The 18,067-nt window shown below is 70.3% G+C and carries 15 protein-coding genes; 6 read left to right on the top strand and 9 right to left on the bottom strand.

What is annotated here, in order from left to right:
- Positions 1-67: 67 nt before the first annotated feature.
- Positions 68-1,531, bottom strand: a complete 1,464-nt coding sequence (locus tag ACIBJH_RS37620; RefSeq protein WP_399121436.1) for an MFS transporter — start codon at positions 1,529-1,531, stop codon at positions 68-70.
- 163 nt (positions 1,532-1,694) lie between these two features.
- Between ACIBJH_RS37620 and ACIBJH_RS37615 the strand changes: the two genes are divergently transcribed.
- Complete coding sequence (locus ACIBJH_RS37615) at positions 1,695-2,360, top strand: TetR/AcrR family transcriptional regulator (protein ID WP_399121435.1); 666 nt, start codon at positions 1,695-1,697, stop codon at positions 2,358-2,360.
- On the opposite strand, the gene ACIBJH_RS37610 is transcribed toward ACIBJH_RS37615, so the two are convergent.
- From ACIBJH_RS37610 to ACIBJH_RS37600, 3 genes are all read right to left on the bottom strand, one after another.
- A complete protein-coding gene (locus tag ACIBJH_RS37610) occupies positions 2,320-2,691 on the bottom strand; it encodes an ArsR/SmtB family transcription factor (RefSeq protein ID WP_399121434.1) in 372 nt (123 codons plus the stop codon). The genes ACIBJH_RS37615 and ACIBJH_RS37610 overlap by 41 nt on opposite strands.
- A 270-nt stretch (positions 2,692-2,961) precedes the next feature.
- Entirely contained in the window at positions 2,962-3,321 is a 360-nt protein-coding gene (locus ACIBJH_RS37605; RefSeq protein WP_399121433.1) for an ArsR/SmtB family transcription factor, read from the bottom strand.
- A gap of 209 nt (positions 3,322-3,530) precedes the next feature.
- Positions 3,531-3,905, bottom strand: a complete 375-nt coding sequence (locus tag ACIBJH_RS37600; RefSeq protein ID WP_399121432.1) for a hypothetical protein — start codon at positions 3,903-3,905, stop codon at positions 3,531-3,533.
- Between the two features lie 478 nt (positions 3,906-4,383).
- On the opposite strand from ACIBJH_RS37600, the gene ACIBJH_RS37595 reads away from it, so the two are divergent.
- The 3 genes from ACIBJH_RS37595 (at position 4,384) to ACIBJH_RS37585 (ending at position 11,024) form a co-directional block, all read left to right on the top strand.
- Entirely contained in the window at positions 4,384-6,711 is a 2,328-nt protein-coding gene (locus tag ACIBJH_RS37595; protein WP_399121431.1) for a PAS domain S-box protein, read from the top strand.
- Positions 6,712-7,005: 294 nt separating this feature from the next.
- On the top strand, positions 7,006-8,484 hold the full coding sequence (locus ACIBJH_RS37590) for a 3' terminal RNA ribose 2'-O-methyltransferase Hen1 (protein WP_399121430.1): 1,479 nt from the start codon (positions 7,006-7,008) through the stop codon (positions 8,482-8,484).
- Positions 8,481-11,024, top strand: a complete 2,544-nt coding sequence (locus tag ACIBJH_RS37585; protein ID WP_399121429.1) for a polynucleotide kinase-phosphatase — start codon at positions 8,481-8,483, stop codon at positions 11,022-11,024. The genes ACIBJH_RS37590 and ACIBJH_RS37585 overlap by 4 nt, the downstream gene beginning before the upstream one ends.
- 124 nt (positions 11,025-11,148) lie before the next feature.
- Here the strand turns inward: ACIBJH_RS37585 and ACIBJH_RS37580 are convergent, their stop codons facing one another.
- The gene (locus ACIBJH_RS37580; RefSeq protein WP_399121428.1) at positions 11,149-12,048 is read right to left on the bottom strand and encodes a hypothetical protein; all 900 of its coding nucleotides are present in this window, start codon (positions 12,046-12,048) and stop codon (positions 11,149-11,151) included.
- The gene (locus ACIBJH_RS37575) at positions 12,045-13,091 is read right to left on the bottom strand and encodes an SPFH domain-containing protein (protein WP_399121427.1); all 1,047 of its coding nucleotides are present in this window, start codon (positions 13,089-13,091) and stop codon (positions 12,045-12,047) included. The genes ACIBJH_RS37580 and ACIBJH_RS37575 overlap by 4 nt, the downstream gene beginning before the upstream one ends.
- Before the next feature lie 160 nt (positions 13,092-13,251).
- On the opposite strand from ACIBJH_RS37575, the gene ACIBJH_RS37570 reads away from it, so the two are divergent.
- Together ACIBJH_RS37570 and argF are read left to right on the top strand one after the other, a co-directional pair.
- Entirely contained in the window at positions 13,252-14,475 is a 1,224-nt protein-coding gene (locus ACIBJH_RS37570; RefSeq protein ID WP_359610144.1) for an arginine deiminase, read from the top strand.
- 78 nt (positions 14,476-14,553) lie between these two features.
- A complete protein-coding gene (gene argF, locus ACIBJH_RS37565) occupies positions 14,554-15,561 on the top strand; it encodes an ornithine carbamoyltransferase (RefSeq protein WP_399121426.1) in 1,008 nt (335 codons plus the stop codon).
- 25 nt (positions 15,562-15,586) lie between these two features.
- Here argF and ACIBJH_RS37560 read toward each other — a convergent pair whose 3' ends face one another.
- The 3 genes from ACIBJH_RS37560 to cysD form a co-directional block, all read right to left on the bottom strand.
- Positions 15,587-16,048 carry an ATP-binding protein gene (locus ACIBJH_RS37560; protein WP_399121425.1) on the bottom strand — a complete coding sequence of 154 codons (462 nt, stop codon included), beginning with the start codon at positions 16,046-16,048 and terminating at the stop codon, positions 15,587-15,589.
- A gap of 229 nt (positions 16,049-16,277) precedes the next feature.
- Positions 16,278-17,489 (bottom strand): sulfate adenylyltransferase subunit 1, encoded by a 1,212-nt coding sequence (locus ACIBJH_RS37555; RefSeq protein ID WP_399121424.1) that lies wholly within the window; start codon positions 17,487-17,489, stop codon positions 16,278-16,280.
- Positions 17,490-17,491: 2 nt separating this feature from the next.
- Positions 17,492-18,067: sulfate adenylyltransferase subunit CysD (gene cysD / locus ACIBJH_RS37550; RefSeq protein ID WP_399121423.1), on the bottom strand; the 576-nt coding region annotated here is incomplete at its 5' end.

The following is an 18,067-nucleotide window of genomic DNA, read 5'->3' as shown; positions in this document are numbered from 1 at the left end:
GTACGGGGTACTCCCTCCAAAAAAGTGTGTCACTTTCAGGGCAAAGTGACACACTTTTTCAGAACCCCTACCTCGCCCCCACCTCGGCGGAGGCCGCCGCGGGCACCCCCGCGCCGACGACCGGCCGACGGCCCGGCAGGAACGCGGCCAGTGCCAGGGCCGCCAGGGCCGCCGCCGAACCGATGCCCATGATCACGCGGAAACCGTTGTGGGAGGGGACCGTCAGTGAGCCGAACGTCGTCGTCATGTGCGCCAGTACGACCCCGGCGACGGCGCTGGAGGCGGACGTACCGATGGAGCGCATCAGGCTGTTGAGGCTGTTCGCGGCGGCCGTCTCGGACAGCGGCACCGCCCCCATGATCAGCGCGGGCATCGCGCCGTAGGCGAAACCGACCCCGGCGGAGATCACACAGCACACCACGACGACCTGCCAGACCGCGGACAGCATGACCACGCCGAGGCCGTAACCGGCGGCCACGACGAACGCGCCCAGCATGAGGGTGACCCTGGGACCGGCCGCCGCCGAGATCCGGGCGGACAGCGGCGCCGTGGCCATCATCACCAGGCCCGAGGGGCCGAGGGTGAGGCCCGCCGCGAGCACGGTCTGGCCGAGGCCGTAGCCGGTGAGCGTGGGCAGTTGGAGCAGTTGCGGCACGGCCAGCGACATCGCGAACATGGCGAAGCCGAACATCACCGACGCCAGGTTGGTCAGCAGCACCTGACGCCGCGCGCTGGTCCGCAGATCGACCAGCGGCCGGTCGGCGCGCAGCTCCCACCAGCCCCACACCAGCAGCACGGCGACGGCCACGACGAACAGACCCGTCGTCGTCCCGCTGCCCCAACCCCAGTCCGCCCCCTTGGAGACGGCGAGCAGCAGACACACCAGACCGATCGACATCCCGACCCCGCCCACGACGTCGAACCGGCCGCCGCTGCGCACCGCCGACTCCGGTACGAGTGCCACGACGAGCGCGGTCACGACGGCACCGAGCACCGCCGCCGTCCAGAACAGCACATGCCAGTCGGCCTTCTCGGCGATGAACGCGGCCGTCGGCAGCCCCAGCGCACCGCCCACCCCCAGCGAAGCGCTCATCAGCGCGGTCGCCGATCCCAGCCGCTCCGGCGGGAGTTCGTCGCGCATGATGCTGATGCCGAGCGGAATGACCGCCATCGAGAAGCCCTGGAGCGCCCGTCCGACGATCATCGGGGCGAGCGAGTCGCTGAGCGCGCCGACCACCGAACCCGCTATCAGCAGCACGAGGTTGAGCAGCAGCATCCGCCGCTTGCCGTACATGTCCCCGAGCCGTCCCACCACCGGGTTGGCGACGGCACCGGCGAGCAGGGTCGCGGTGATCGCCCAAGTGGCGTCGGACGGCGAGGAGTTCAGCAGCTTCGGCAGTTCGGGAACGATCGGGATGATCAGCGTCTGCATCAGCGAGACGGTGATGCCACCGAGGGCCAGGACCCAGACGACGGCGCCGGAGCGCCCGGCGCCCTCAGTGGCTGGGGTGTGGATGGCGGACGCGGACATGGCGAAGCCTCCGGCGGATGCGTGCGACAGGGGCCGAACGAAACGAGTCTGGCATGTTTTTCGTACGCCATACGCAAAATAAAGGGAGCCCGGCCCGGAATGTGCGGGAGCGGTAGCCTTCCCCTGTCCGGGCACGGCTGTCGCGGACGGAGAGGCGTAGCGGATGACGCAGGTGGGGACGGGTTCCGGCCGCCGGGGCAGGGGGCGCCCGCCCCGGCTGTCACGGGAGCGGATCGTCGAGGGCGCGGTCGAGGTACTGCTCGCCGAGCCGGCCGTGTCCCTCACCATCAAGCGGGTCGCCGACGTCGTCGGCGCCGCCCCCATGGCCCTCTACCGCTACTTCCCGGACCGCGACGCCCTCCTCCAGGCCGCCGCCGACCACGTCCTGGAGGCCATGCGGCGCGACCCCATCCCCGAGGGCCCCTGGCCCGACCGGCTCCGCGCCTGGATGCGCGCCGGGCAGGCCAACCTCCGCCCCTACCCGCAGCTCATGCCGTACATGACGACGACCCGGCACCCCGCCTGGACCCCCGGCCTGACCCGGCTGCGCGAGATCCTCCTCCCGGCCGGCCTCTCCGCCGAGGACCTGGCCCTCGCCGTCACCCTCATCTCCTCGACGCTGCTCGGCAACGCCGTCTACGAGGGCTACCGCAGACCCGACGAGGAGATGACCGCACTCCTCGACGACGCCCCCGCCCCCGACCCCACGACGGACCCCCTCCGTCCCCTCCTCGCCGACCTCCCCGCCGCGCACGCCCGCCTCTTCGACACGATCCTCGACCAGACGGTCACGACGGTGGAACGCCTGGCCGGGACCCCGGCGCGCTGACCGAAGGCCCGGCCTGCAGGTCGGCGAGGAGTTCGGCCTGCCCGGCGAGCACGCCGGAGAGGATGGTGCGGGCCACCCTGAGCAGTTCGGCGATGTCCGGGCTGGTCAGCGAGTAGTACACGGTGGAACCCTCCTTGCGGGTCACCACCAGGTTCGCCCGTCGCAGCACCGCGAGCTGCTGGGAGAGGTGGGCCGCCTCGATGCCCACCTCGGGCAGCATCTCCGCCACCGCGTGCTCGCGCTCGCTCAGCAGCTCCAGGACCCGGATGCGGGCCGGGTGGCCGAGCGTCTTGAAGAACTCGGCCTTCAGTTGGTACAGCGGCGTACTCATCGTGTCGTCGCCTCCCCGATACAACAGCACGGCCGTGCCGGCCGGTCGTCGGCGCATCGCGTCCACCCACTCGTCACACACATGCGGCCCATCCTCGCCCGCGGCCCCGCCCCTACCGAATCCGCGCACCAGAACCGACCACCCGAAGCCTGCGGCAGCGGAGGGTTCCGGCCCCCGGTGCGGGCCCGCCCACATACGACGCCCACATACGGTGCGCGGCCGCGAAGAACAGCGGCCCAGCACACCGCCGAGTGTCCGGCCCCGCGCCGGTCACCGAGGTGTGGGCAGCGGATGCGGAGGGGCGTCGGCCTGTTGGAGTTCGGCGAGGATCTGGTTCTGGCCGGTGAGGAGTTCGGTGAGGATGCGGCGCGCGGCACGCAGGAGGTCGGCGACGTCTCCGCCGGCGAGTTCGTAGCGGACGGTGGAACCCTCCCGCGTGGACACGACGATCCCGGAGCGTCGCAGGACGGCCAACTGCTGCGACAGGCTGGAGGGTTCGATCTCGATGTCGGCGAGCAGGTCCCGTACGGAGACCGGACCGTACTGGAGGAGTTCCAGGACCCTGATGCGCACGGGGTGGCCGAGCATGCGGAAGAAGTCTGCCTTGACCTGGTAGAGGGGGACCTGCATGGACGCTCGCTCCTTGCCGGGTGGGAATGCGGCTCGCGGGGTGTGGCGGCTTTCGGAGGGCGGCCGGTCGTCACACCCCGGCCGCCCTCCGAAAGCCGATCCTTCACGTCTCGGTCCCCGCGCAACCGCACATTGCGACCATACGGATATCGCGAGTTGAAGAAGTCTTCACATCATGGGCGGACGTGATTCCCGCATGCCAGGGCGGGCTAGATCTCGATCTGTCCCTCGACGCGTTTGAGTTGGTGGCGGGCCATGGCCAGGTTCGAGCGGGCCTTGTCGAGCACGAGGTACAGGAACAGGCCGTTGCCGTCACGGCCGGTGATCAGGCGGATCAGGTGGTACTGGTTGTCCAGCGTGATCAGGATGTCCTCGATCTGGCCCTTGAGACCCAGCTGTTCCATGGTGCGCACCTTGGCCCGGATCACATCCGTGTTGCCGGCCGCGGCGACCGTCAGGTCCAGGGTCTTGCTGCCGCCCAGCGTGCCCAGCGCCATCCCGCTGGTGTAGTCGACGACCGCGGCCCCCATCGCCCCCTCGATGCCGGCCATCATTTCCTTCAGCGACACTTCCACACTCGCCACAATGCCTCCCCTTGTGCTGCGTTGACTGCGGCGGACCGGTGCTGTGGACCCGCCTCGTTGTGCGGACCGTATGCGCGCCGCCCTCACTCACAAGGAAACTCTTCGGGACTGACCCTCGACGATCGAACCACAGCCCGACAAGACCTGTTGATGTGCCACAACTGGCCTGACCGGTAAGGAAATTGACGCCTGGTCCGCCAGATGCCCAACGGGCGGGGCGACGTTGCGGGAGGCGGCGTCGACCGAGGCATGCCGCCGGCTTCGCAGCCACCACCGACATCGGAACGGGCACAGGAGCCGCGAGCCCGACAGGACCGAACTCGCAGGGCCGCCGAACAGACAACAAACAGTCACACCGGGCCGGGCGACGGGCGGCTTGGGTCATGGCGTAGCCAGTAAGGGACACTCGAGAGCGGACGCGGCCGGAACGCGGTGAGATTGCCCGATTCACCACAGCAGCCAGCCGGTTGGGGCCGATATGGGCGACACGATCACAGCAGCCGTCTCCGACGGTGCCGCGACCAACGGGTGCTTGCACGACCACTGCGCCGCACGGCCTCAAGACGACGGGTCGGCTCACGTCGAGGACCGGTTCCGGGGGCTGTTGGAAGCGGCTCCGGACGCCATGGTGATCGTCGACGACACCGGAACGATCAGACTCGTCAACGCGCAGACGGAGACGCTCTTCGGCTACCAGCGGTCAGAACTCCTGGGCCGCCCGGTGGAGGTGCTCATCCCCGACCGGTTCCGCGATCAGCACGGCGCGCACCGCGACGGATACGCGGCCACCCAGCAGGTGCGGCCGATGGGTGCCGGGCTGGAGTTGCACGGGCTGCGCAAGGACGGCAGTGAGTTTCCCGTCGAGATCAGTCTCAGCCCTCTGGAGACCAGTGACGGGCTCCTGGTCTCCGCCGCCGTCCGTGACGTCAGCGAACGCAAGGCCGCCGAGGAACGGTTCCGCAGCCTCCTGGAAGCGGCTCCGGACGCCATGGTGATCGTCGACGACACCGGAACGATCAAGCTGGTCAACGCGCAGACCGAAACCCTCTTCGGCTACCCGCGCAAAGAACTCCTGGGCCACCCGGTCGAGTTGCTGGTGCCCGAGCGGTTCCGCTCCCATCACACGCGGCACCGCGCCGGCTACGCCACCACCAACCGTCAGGTGCGGCCGATGGGTGCCGGGCTGGAGTTGCACGGGCTGCGCAAGGACGGCAGTGAGTTCCCCGTCGAGATCAGCCTCAGCCCCCTGGAAACCGCTGACGGACTCCTGGTCTCCGCCGCCGTCCGCGACGTCAGCGAACGCAAGGCCGCCGAGGCCCGCATCAACGAACTCGCCGCCCTGGTCGAGTCCTCCCAGGACGCGATCCTCGCCAAGACCCTCGACGGCCGCATCACCTACTGGAACGCCGCCGCGCAGCGGCTGTACGGCTACACGGCCCAGGAAGCCATCGGCCGGCCCGTGTCGATGCTGGCACCATCGGAACGCAGGGACGAGATCGCCCTGCTGCTGGAGGAGTTGCGCAAGGGCGAGAAGATCGAGCACTTCGAAACCCTCCGCCTCACCAGCACCGGTGTCATGCTCGACGTCGACGTCACCCTGTGGCCCACCCGCGACACGAGCGGCGCGGTCATCGGCGCGTGTGCCATCGTCCGTGACATCAGTGACCGTAAACGCGCCGAGGCGGAACTGACCGAACTCTACGAGCAGCAGAAGCACATCGCCCTGACCCTGCAACGCAGCCTGATGGGCACCCCACCGGCCATCCCGGGCCTGGCCACCGCGAGCCGTTACCGGCCGGCCACCCAGGGCGCCGGGGTGGGCGGAGACTGGTTCGATCTCATCCCGCTCGGCGCCGGCCGGGTCGGCATCGTCATCGGTGACGTCATGGGCCGCGGCCTGGAAGCGGCCTCCGTGATGGGGCAGCTGCGCTCCGCCGCCCACGCCCTGGCCAAGACCGGCATGCAGCCCCGCCAGCTCATGCAGGCACTGGACGCCGTCGTCGCCGACCTCGACGTCCCGGACCAACTGGTCACCTGCTGCTACCTCGTCATCGCCCCGGACACCGGCTCCGTGACCACCTGCTCGGCCGGTCATCTCCCCACCCTCGTCGCCGGCCCCGGCGACGGCGACGGCACCCGCAGGCTTCCGGCGCCCGTCAACGCGCCGCTCGGTGTCGGTGACGTCCTCTACCAGCAGTCGTCCGTGGAGGTCCCGCCCGGCGCCACCCTCGCCCTGTACACCGACGGCATGGTCGAGACACCCGGCAGCGACATCGAGTACCAGATCGACAAACTGAGCGCGGCCCTCAGCGACGCCTTCGCCTCCGACACCGGTCTGGAAGCCGCCGCCGACCACGTCCTCGCGACGCTGCTGCCCGACGCCGAGGGCCACAACGACGACGTGACTCTCCTGCTGGCCCAGTTCCCGGCCGCCCCGCTGGCCACCGCCACCGCGGAACTCCCGGCCAGGGCTCTCGCGGTGGCCGAGGGCCGTTCCTTCGTGCTCAAGACCCTCACCGCCTGGGACTGCGCCCACCGGGCCGACGACGCCAGGCTCCTGGTCTCCGAGGTGCTCACCAACGCCGTCCAGCACGCACAGGGCCCCCTCGTCCTTCACCTGCGCCGTACCGCCACCGAACTCGCCGTCGAGATCAGCGACCTGAGCCCGCACCTGCCCCAGCCGCGACTGGCCGCCGAGGACGAGGAGTCCGGGCGCGGTCTCATCCTCGTCGACACCCTCGCCGACAGCTGGGGAGTCCGCCCCACCGACCAGGGAAAGACCACCTGGTTCACTCTCCAGTTGTGACGTGGGGCAACCGGGCACAGTAGGCGGCTGAGGGAAAATGCCTGAGTACGTCGGGGATGTTCGCTGTACGTTGTGGAGGCGCGCTGAACAAGGGTGCGCCGCGTGGCCGGCTGATCGCCGCGTGGCGTGCACATCACCACGAGGGCGAGGACAGCTCCGGAGCAGTGATCGCCGAGGCGCGCTCTCCCGTCGTCGCGGTTCCCCGGCATTCGGCGCGCGTGCACAGAATGCGCACGGCAGTGGACCGCACGACAAGTATCCGCAGCTCAGAAGAGGTTTCGAGGCATACCCACCGTGTTCCTGACGATCAGTACCACCGGCACCCCCGAACTCCCCGCCACCGACCTCGGGTTCCTGCTGCACAAGCATCCCGAGAAGGCGCAGGCGTTCTCCACGTCCTACGGCCAGGCGTACGTCCTCTACCCAGAGGCGGATGCCGGGCGCTGCACGGCGGCGCTGTTGCTGGAGGTCGACGCGGTGGCACTGGTCCGGCGCGGCAAGGGCAAGGGACGCGGCGGCGCGCCTGACGCGGCGCTCGCGCAGTACGTCAACGACCGTCCGTACGCGGCCTCTTCACTGCTCGCCGTCGCCCTCAGCGCGGTCTTCTCCAGCGCCATGCGCGGCGTGTGCAACGCCCGCCCCGAGCGCGCGGCCCGGCCACTGCCACTGCGCATCGAGGTACCCGCACTGCCCGCCAGAGGCGGAACCGACCTCGTACAGAAGCTCTTCGCACCCCTCGGCTGGACGGTCACCGCCCAACCGGTCGCGCTGGACGCCGAGTTCCCCGAGTGGGGCGACTCGCGGTACGTGAGCCTCGTACTGGAGTCGGAGACGCTGACCCTCGCCGAGGCGCTGCGCCATCTGTACGTCCTGCTCCCGGTTCTTGACGACGCCAAGCACTACTGGGTGGCCCCCGACGAGGTCGACAAACTGCTGCGAGCCGGCGAGGGCTGGCTGCCCGCGCACCCGGAGCAGAAGCTGATCACCAGCCGCTATCTGTCCCGCCGTTGGTCCCTGACCCGGGAGGCCATGGAGCGACTGGAACTGGTACGCCTCGCCGAGGCCGACGACAGCGAGGTCGAGGAGATCGACAACGCCGTCGAGGCGGAGACGGAGACCGAGGAGAAGCCGACCCCGCTCGCCGTGCAGCGCCGGGACGCGATCGTCGAGGCGCTCAAGGCGTCCGGTGCCGGCCGCGTGCTCGATCTCGGCTGCGGACAGGGCCAGTTGGTGCAGACGCTGCTCAAGGACACCCGGTTCACGGAGATCGTCGGCGTCGACGTGTCGATGCGCGCGCTCACCATCGCCGCCCGCCGCCTCAAGCTCGACCGCATGGGGGAGCGGCAGTCCTCGCGCGTCCAGCTCTTCCAGAGCTCGCTCGCCTACACCGACAACCGTCTCAAGGGCTACGACGCCGCCGTGCTCAGCGAGGTCGTCGAGCACCTCGACCTGCCCCGGCTGCCGGCGCTGGAGTACGCGGTGTTCGGCGCCGCCCGCCCGAGGACGGTCCTCGTGACCACCCCGAACGTCGAGTACAACGTCCGCTGGGAGACCCTCCCCGCCGGACACGTCCGGCACAGCGACCACCGCTTCGAGTGGACGCGCGCCGAGTTCGCGGAGTGGGCGGCGAAAGTCGCCCGACGGCACGGCTACGACGTCGAGTTCGTACCGGTCGGACCCGACGACCCCGAGGTGGGCCCGCCCACTCAGATGGCGGTCTTTTCCATCAGCACGACCAAGCGGACGACCACGAAGGAGGCGAAGGCGGCATGACCGAGACGCAGAACAAGGGGCGAGTCCTGCCCGTCACCGACCTCTCCCTCGTGGTCCTGATCGGCGCCTCCGGCTCCGGCAAGTCCACCTTCGCGCACCGCCACTTCAAGCCGACCGAGATCATCTCCTCGGACTTCTGCCGGGGCCTGGTCTCCGACGACGAGAACGACCAGAGCGCCACCCGGGACGCCTTCGACGTCCTGCACTACATCGCCGGCAAGCGCCTCGCGGCCGGCCGCCGCACGGTCGTCGACGCGACCAGCGTGCAGCAGGACAGCCGACGCCAACTGATCGACCTGGCAAAGCAGTTCGACGTCCTGCCCATCGCCATCGTGCTCGACGTACCGGAGGAGGTGTGCGCCGAGCGCAACGCCGCCCGCGTGGACCGGGCCGACATGCCGCGCCGCGTCATCACCCGCCACACCCGCGAACTCCGGCGCTCGCTGCGGAGCTTGGAGCGCGAGGGCTTCCGCAAGGTGCACATCCTGCGCGGAGTGGAGGACGTCGAGAACGCGTCCGTCGTCACCGAGAAGCGCTTCAACGACCTGACCCACCTCACCGGCCCCTTCGACATCATCGGCGACATCCACGGCTGCGCCGCCGAACTGGAGACCCTGCTCGGCAAGTTGGGCTACGACGACGGCGTCCACCCGGCGGGCCGCACGGCCGTCTTCGTCGGCGACCTCGTCGACCGCGGCCCCGACTCGCCCGGTGTGCTGCGCCGCGTGATGTCCATGGTCGGGTCGGGCAACGCCCTGTGCGTACCGGGCAACCACGAGAACAAGTACGGCCGTCACCTCAAGGGCCGCAAGGTCCAGCACACCCACGGCCTGGCGGAGACCATCGAGCAGATGGAGGGCGAGACCGACGAATTCCGCGCCCAGGTGAGGGAGTTCATCGACGGACTCGTCAGCCACTACGTCCTCGACGGCGGCCGGCTGGTCGTCTGCCACGCCGGTCTGCCCGAGAAGTACCACGGCCGCACCTCCGGCCGGGTCCGCTCGCACGCGCTGTACGGCGACACGACCGGCGAGACCGACGAGTTCGGCCTGCCCGTGCGCTACCCGTGGGCCGAGGACTACCGGGGCCGCGCGGCGGTTGTCTATGGTCACACCCCGGTCCCGGACGCCAGTTGGTTGAACAACACGATCTGCCTGGACACGGGCGCCGTCTTCGGCGGCAAGCTGACCGCGCTGCGCTGGCCGGAGCGGGAGCTGGTCGACGTACCGGCCGAGCAGGTCTGGTACGAGCCGACCCGCCCGCTGCTCACGGAGGCACCCGGCGGCCACGACGGCCGCCCGCTCGACCTGGCGGACGTGCACGGCCGCCGAGTGGTGGAGACCCGGCACGCGGGCCGGGTGTCGGTCCGTGAGGAGAACGCGGCGGCGGCCCTGGAGGTCATGAGCCGCTTCGCGGTCGACCCGCGACTGCTGCCGTACCTCCCGCCGACGATGGCCCCGACGGCGACCTCGCGGGTGGAGGGCTACCTGGAGCACCCGGCGGAGGCGTTCGCGCAGTACGCCGAGGACGGGGTGACGCGGGTCGTGTGCGAGGAGAAGCACATGGGCTCGCGGGCGGTGGTGCTGGTGTGCCGGGACGCGGAGACGGCGCGGAAGCGGTTCGGGGTCGACGGCCCCACGGGCTCTCTCTACACCCGCACCGGCCGCCCCTTCTTCGACGACGCGACGGTCACGGAGGAGATCCTCGGCCGCCTGCGCACGGCACTCGACGAGTCGGGCCTGTGGGCGGAGTTGGAGACGGACTGGCTGCTGCTGGACGCGGAGTTGATGCCGTGGTCGCTGAAGGCGTCCGGGCTGCTGCGCGGTCAGTACGCGGCGGTCGGCGCGGCGGCCGGGGCGGTGTTCCCGGGCGCGCTGGCCGCGCTGGAAGGCGCCGCCGGACGGGGCGTGGACGTGACGGACCTCCTCTCCCGGCAGCGCGAACGGGCCGCCGACGCCTCGGCGTTCACGGACGCGTACCGGCGCTACTGCTGGACCACGGACGGCCTCGACGGTGTCCGCCTGGCCCCGTTCCAGCTCCTCGCGGTCCAGGGCCGCAGCCTCGCCGCCCTCCCGCACGACGAACAACTCGCCCTGCTGGACCGGCTGGTGGAGCACGACAGCACTGGTCTGCTGCAGACCACCCGGCGCCTGTACGTCGACACCGGCGACCCGGAGTCGATCCGGGCGGGCGTCGACTGGTGGCTGGAGATGACGGGCCGGGGCGGCGAGGGCATGGTCGTCAAGCCGGTGGGCGCGGTGGTGCGCGGAGAGACGGGACGACTGGTCCAGCCGGGCATCAAGTGCCGTGGCCGCGAGTACCTGCGGATCATCTACGGCCCCGAGTACACGCGCCCCGACAACCTCACCCGCCTGCGGGGCCGCTTCCTGAACCACAAGCGCTCGCTGGCGATCCGTGAGTACGCGCTCGGTCTTGAGGCCCTCGACAGGCTGGCGGAGGGGGAGCCGCTGTGGCGTGTCCACGAGGCGGTGTTCGGGGTACTGGCGCTGGAGTCGGAGCCGGTGGACCCGCGTCTGTAGCCGCCCCTGGGGGCTCCGCCCCCAGACCCCCGTTTCCCACCCACCCACCCGTTTGCCGTCTCTTAGAAGGTGAACCTCTAAACGCCCGAGACGGGTGGGTGGGTGGGTGGGTGGGAAAGGTTTTTCACCCCACCAACCGCAACCTCTCCCCACAAACCCCCACCCTCACCACCTGCCCCCACGTCAACTCCACCGCATCCCCCTCCATCCCGTCCCCGAACACCACCAACTGCTCGGACTCAACGGTGAGTTGCAACCCCGCCGAACCGTTCAGCTCACCGGCGACCAGTGACGTCCCCGTCACCGGCGAAGGCCAAGCCTCCCGTACGAACCACACCAACCGGTCCTCCGAGGGGTGTGGCAGGGCGAGCGCACTGCCCCGCTCCTGCCACACCGACCGGAGCCAGCCGGAGGCCCCGGTGCCCGTTCCCACGAGCACCCCGGAGGACGCCTGGGCCTCGACGACACCCCCGTCGCCCTCCAGACCCAGGCGGTATCTGGCCGTCTGATGACCGACGGCGCCCAGATAGATCTCGTTCAAGGCCACCAACCGCTGCGTGTCGTCGGCGACGGCCTCGACCATGGTGAGTTCGTCCACACCGGTGGCCGCCGCGAGGGCGGAGGCCAGCAGGACGCCGGCGTCCGAGGGCCGGTGCCGTACCAGGACACCCGGGTTGCGCCCCGGATCCGTGTCGAAGCCCAACACCGGCTGCCCGGCAAGGTACTTGGCCACGTTCGCGACCAGCCCGTCCTGCCCGACCACGACCACGACGTCCTCCGGCGCGAACAGGAACCGGTCCAAGTCGGCCCGTTCCACCTGTGTCTGACGCCACGTCAGCGGTACCGCCGAGGAGACCTCGGCCAGCGCCCGCCTGGTCCGGCGGTGCCGTTCGGCGACCTCCTCGATGTCCCGGCCGCGCGACCGCAGGAAGTACGCGGCCTGGCCGTGCGTCCCGTGCCGGGCCACCAACTCCTCGTACTCCGTGGTCCGGTGGACGAGGACGACCCGCGGTGCGAGACTCACGCGCCGGCCCCGCCACCACCGGCACCGAGCCGGGCGAGCAGCCCCGTCAGCACGTCCGGCGAGATCGTGACACTGTCGATGTTCGGCAGGTTCTCCGCGAGCCGCGTCCCGGTGAGCGCGTTCAGGGTCGCGACGTCGACATCCGCGTGCACCCGCAGCCAGGCCGCCTGGGCGTGCGCCCGCGCGTCGCCCACCTCGCGCGAGCCCTCGGCCTCGGCACGGGCCAGCCGTACGGAACGCGCCGCCTCGGCGTCGGCGAGCCGTACCGTCCGGGTCGCCTCCGCCTCCGCGCGGACCCCGTCGGCCGCGGCATGCTCCTCGGCCTCGCGCCGGGCGTTCGTGCCGCGCTGGTCGACCAACTGCTCCTCGCGGCGGGCGAGTTCGATCTGGCTGTCGAGTTCGTTCTCGGCGATCGCCCGTTCGCGCTCGACGGCCACCGCCCGGCGTTCGTAGGTCGCCTTGTCCGCCTCCTGCTGGATCTGCTCGCGGGCCGGGGTGCGCAGCGCCCGCTCCACCTCGGGCTCGGGGCGGAGTGCCATCACGCGGACGGCGACCACCTCGATGCCCGTGGCCGGAAGCCGGGGTTCGGCGCCGAGCCCGCCCGCGATCCGCTCCCGTACCGCCGTCACCCCGTCGACCAGCGCGGACGAGAGAGTCGTCCGGGCGAGCACGGCCAGCGCGTGCTGCTGGGCCGTCTCGGTCAGCAGGGTGCCCAGCTGTTCAAGGGGCGCGCCGCGCCACACGCCGGTGTCCGGGTCGACGGAGAAGTCGAGCCGTGCGGAGGCGAGGGCCGGGTCGCTGATGCGGTAGGTGACGGTCGCCTGGACCGCCACGTCCTGGAAGTCGGACGTACGGGCATGGAAGGTCATGGCCAACTCCCGGTCGTCGACCGGCACTTCGGAGAGCGCTGCGGTCAACGCGCGGAACCAGAAGCTGAGTCCGGGCCCGTCGTGCAGCAACTTGCCCGAGCGGTGGTGGCGGATGTGCGCCGTCGGAGCCCCGCGCAGGTGGCGCCAGCCCAGGCGCCGGGTGATGTCGGCCATCAGAGTCCCTCAGATCCGGTCAGAAGATCCCGTGGGATCCCGCATCGATCTCGTCAGTAAGACGATAATCGCCCGGCGTACTTGTCGTCAAGAGGACGAGAACAAGTGGCAGTACGACAAGTAGGGGGTGAACTCGGTCGGAGATGGTCAGGATGGAGACATGGCACTCCATGTCGACTCCGAGACCGGGCGGCTGCGCCGCGTCATCCTGCACCGGCCGGATCTTGAGCTCAAAAGGCTCACCCCCAGCAACAAGGACGCCCTCCTCTTCGACGACGTGCTCTGGGTGCGCCGGGCGCGCGCCGAGCACGACGGCTTCGCGGACGTGCTGCGCGACCGCGGTGTCGCGGTCCATCTGTTCGGCGACCTGCTCGCCGAGGCCCTGGCGATCCCGGCGGCCCGGTCACTGGTCCTGGACCGGGTCTTCGACGAGAAGGAGTACGGCCCCCTCGCCACCGACCACCTCCGCGCCGCCTTCGAGGCGCTGCCCGCCCCCGAACTGGCTGAGGCGCTGGTCGGCGGCATGACCAAGCGCGAGTTCCTGGAAGCCCACGCGGAGCCCACCTCCGTCCGCTTCCACGTCATGGACCTCGACGACTTTCTCCTCGCCCCGCTCCCCAACCACCTCTTCACCCGCGACACCTCCGCGTGGATCTACGACGGCGTCTCCGTCAACGCCATGCGCTGGCCGGCCCGGCAGCGCGAGACAGTCCACTTCGAGGCGATCTACCGGCACCATCCCCTCTTCCGCGCCGAGAAGTTCCACGTCTGGTCCGAGGGGCAGGCCGACTACCCGTCCACCATCGAGGGCGGGGACGTCCTCGTCATCGGCAACGGCGCCGTCCTCATCGGCATGAGCGAGCGCACCACCCCACAGGCCGTCGAGATGCTCGCGCACAAGTTGTTCGCCGAGGGCTCCGCGCGGACGATCGTGGCGCTCGACATCCCCAAGCAGCGCGCCTTCATGCATCTCGACACGGTGATGACGATGGTCGACGGCGACACCTTCACCCAGTACGCGGGGCTCGGCATGCTGCGGTCGTACACCATCGAACCGGGCGTCGGCGACAAGGAGTTGAAGGTCACCGACCATCCGCCGGAGCACATGCACCGCGCGATCGCCGCCGCCCTCGGGCTGGACGGGATCCGGGTCCTGACCGCCACCCAGGACGTGCACGCCGCCGCGCGCGAGCAGTGGGACGACGGCTGCAACGTCCTCGCCGTCGAGCCGGGCGTCGTCGTCGCCTATGAGCGGAACGCCACCACCAACACGTTTCTGCGCAAGCAGGGCATCGAGGTGATCGAGATCCCGGGCAGCGAACTGGGGCGGGGCCGGGGCGGGCCGCGCTGCATGAGCTGTCCGGTCGAACGGGACGCCGTATAGAAATTCTATGTATCGTATAGAATTCCAAACCTGAGCACCTGTTCCCCGTACCTGTACCCGCATCTCTGGAGCGCCCCCATGGCGACAGTCCCGACCGCCCTCGCCGGCCGCCACTTCCTCAAGGAGCTGGATTTCTCCGAGGAGGAGTTCCGCGGCCTGATCGAGCTGGCCGCCGAGCTGAAGGCCGCCAAGAAGGCCGGGGGCGAGACGCGGTACCTGTCGGGGAAGAACATCGCGCTGATCTTCGAGAAGACCTCGACGCGCACCCGCTGCGCGTTCGAGGTCGCCGCGGCCGACCAGGGCGCCTCGACGACCTACCTCGACCCGTCGGGCTCGCAGATCGGGCACAAGGAGTCCGTGAAGGACACCGCGCGCGTGCTCGGCCGGATGTTCGACGCCATCGAGTACCGGGGCGAAAGCCAGGCCGCCGTGGAGGAGCTGGGCGCGTTCGCGGGCGTCCCGGTCTACAACGGGCTCACCGACGACTGGCACCCCACCCAGATGCTCGCCGACGTGCTCACCATGACCGAGCACAGCGACAAGCCGCTCAAGGAGATCGCCTTCGCCTACCTCGGCGACGCCCGCTTCAACATGGGCAACTCCTACCTGGTCACCGGCGCGCTGCTCGGCATGGACGTGCGGATCGTCGCCCCGAAGTCGTACTGGCCCGCGGAGGAGATCGTCACCGCCGCCCGCGCGCTCGCCGAGCGGAGCGGCGCGCGGATCACGCTCACCGAGGGGGTCGAGGACGGGGTGGCGGGCGCCGATTTCGTCGTCACCGACGTGTGGGTCTCCATGGGCGAGCCCAAGCAGGTCTGGGACGAGCGGATCGCGGCCCTCGCGCCGTACGCCGTGACCATGGACGTCCTGCGGGCCACCGGCAACCCGGACGTCAGGTTCCTGCACTGTCTGCCGGCGTTCCACGACCTGGGTACCAAGGTCGGCCGCGAGATATACGAGACCCACGGCCTCGACTCGCTGGAGGTCACGGACGAGGTCTTCGAGTCGGCCCACTCGGTCGTCTTCGACCAGGCGGAGAACCGGCTGCACACCATCAAGGCCGTGCTGGTCGCGACCCTGGCCTGAGCGGGTCTTGGAAAACGTCCGTCGGCTATCCCGCCGGACGCCACTGGGCCGGTACGACCGGCAGCCGGAACCACACCGCCTTGCCGGACTCGGTGGGGCGGTGGCCGCACGACGAGCTGAGCGCGCGGATCAGCAGCAGGCCGCGGCCGTGCTCCTGCCAGGGGTCGGGCTCCTCCTCGGCGGGCTTGGTCAGGGTCGCGGGCGGCTCCGGGTCGGGGTCGTGCACCTCCACCCGGCAGCCGGAGGGCAGCAGCTCGACCACCAGCTCTATGGGGGCGTCACCGGCGGTGTGCTCCACCGCGTTCGCGACCAGCTCCGCCGTCAGCAGCTCCGCGGTGTCGCTGTCGGCCGCGTGCCGGACCTCGGACAGGGCCGTACGGACCAGTGCGCGGGCCACCGGCACGGCCGCGGCGGTGTGCGGCAGTGCGATGCGCCAGGAGGCGGAGGCGGAGGCGGAGGGGCGTTCTTGCAAGGCGGGTCCGTTCATGGAGCAGGCTGTCCTGCTTTCAACTATATGAATGGTACGGCGCCCTTTGTCAGAGTCTCTCGACGGGCTCCGTGCGGGACCTTCGTCCCGGTACCGAGCGGCATACCCGGTTCAACGCGCTCTCTCGCACGACAGCTCCCCTTGTTACCGCGCTATTGACGTCTCGTGACAAGAACGCCCTCGGGCCCCGTCCGAAACGGGGCCCGAGGGCGTTCTGAGCGAGGCGGAATCAGGCCAGATCGGCCATGCCCGCGGTGAGCGTCGCGCCGTCCGCCGGGTCGATCACGAGGAAAGCGCCCGTGCGACGCGACACCGCGTAGTCGTCGAGCGCGAGCGGCTCGGCGGTGCGCAGGGTGATCCGGCCCAGATCGTTCGCGGCCAGCTCGGCGGCACCACCGAGATCCCGTACGACGGCCTTCACCGTCCGTGTCGTGTGCCGCAGCAGTACCCGGTCGCCGACCCGCAGCGGCCGGTCGGCCAGATGACAGACGGCGGCCCGGACGTCCTGGGTGAGCAGGGGCGCGTCGGCCCCGGCGGTGATCATGTCGCCGCGCGACACGTCCCGCTGGTCGGCGAGCCGCAGACTCACCGACTGCGGCGCGTACGCCGCCCCGGCCTCGGTGCCGAGCACGGAGATCCCGGCGATCTCGGAGGTCTCACCGGACGGATGAACCGTCACCCGGTCCCCGACCCGCAGCGAACCGGACACCAACTGCCCCGCGTACCAACGGACTTCACCGTCCCGGATGACGTACTGCACGGGGAAACGGGCCGGCGCGTCGGACGGATCGGCGCCCACCGGGACGTTCTCCAGGAACTCCAGCAGGGCAGGACCCTCGTACCAGTCCATGTGCGCCGAACGGTCCACCACGTTGTCACCGACGAGCGCCGACACCGGGATCGGCGTGCAGGACGGCAGCCCCAACTCGGCCGCGTGGCCCGCGAATTCCTCGACGATCCGCTCGAACACCGCCTGGTCGTACCCGACCAGGTCCATCTTGTTGACGGCCAGCACCACATGCGGCACCCGCAACAGCGCGGCCACGGCGGCATGCCGCAGCGTCTGCTCGACGACGCCGTTGCGCGCGTCGATCAGGACGATCGCCAACTCGGCGGTGGAGGCACCCGTCACCATGTTGCGGGTGTACTGCACATGGCCGGGGGTGTCGGCGAGGATGAACCGCCGCTGGGGCGTGGCGAAGTAGCGGTACGCCACGTCGATCGTGATGCCCTGCTCGCGCTCGGCGCGCAGTCCGTCGGTGAGGAGAGCGAGGTCGGGCGCGTTCTGCCCGCGGTCGGCCGACACCCGTTGTACGGCTTCGAGTTGGTCGGTGAGGACCGACTTGGAGTCGTGCAACAGCCGTCCTACGAGCGTGGACTTGCCGTCGTCGACCGAACCGGCCGTCGCGAACCGCAGCGTGTCGATGGTGGTCGTGCTCATGGTCAGAAGTACCCCTCGCGCTTGCGGTCTTCCATCGCGGCCTCGGACAGCTTGTCGTCGGCCCGCGTCGCGCCCCGCTCGGTCAGCCGGGAGGCGGCGATCTCGGCGATCACGTCGTCGAGCGTGGCGGCTTCGGAGTCGACGGCGCCCGTGCAGGACATGTCACCGACGGTCCGGTACCGGACCTGCCGTTTCTCCACGGTCTCGGTCGCCTTCGGCCCGCCCCACTCGCCGGCGGTCAGCCACATACCGCCCCTGCTGAACACCTCGCGGTAGTGCGCGAAGTAGATGTCGGGCAGCTCGATACCCTCGCGGGCGATGTACTGCCAGACGTCCAGCTCGGTCCAGTTGGACAGCGGGAACACGCGCACGTGCTCGCCGGGCGCGTGCCGCCCGTTGTAGAGGTTCCACAGCTCGGGCCGCTGCCTGCGCGGGTCCCACTGCGAGAACTCGTCCCGCAGCGAGAACACCCGCTCCTTCGCGCGGGCCTTCTCCTCGTCGCGACGCCCGCCGCCGAAGACCGCGTCGAACTTCTCGGCCTGGATCTTCTCCGTCAACGGCAGGGTCTGGAGCGGATT

The organism is Streptomyces sp. NPDC050548, from assembly GCF_044457385.1.
Lineage (GTDB): Bacteria > Actinomycetota > Actinomycetes > Streptomycetales > Streptomycetaceae > Streptomyces.
Note: the sequence above shows the minus strand (reverse complement) of the source record. Positions and strands in the feature narration are given on the sequence as shown.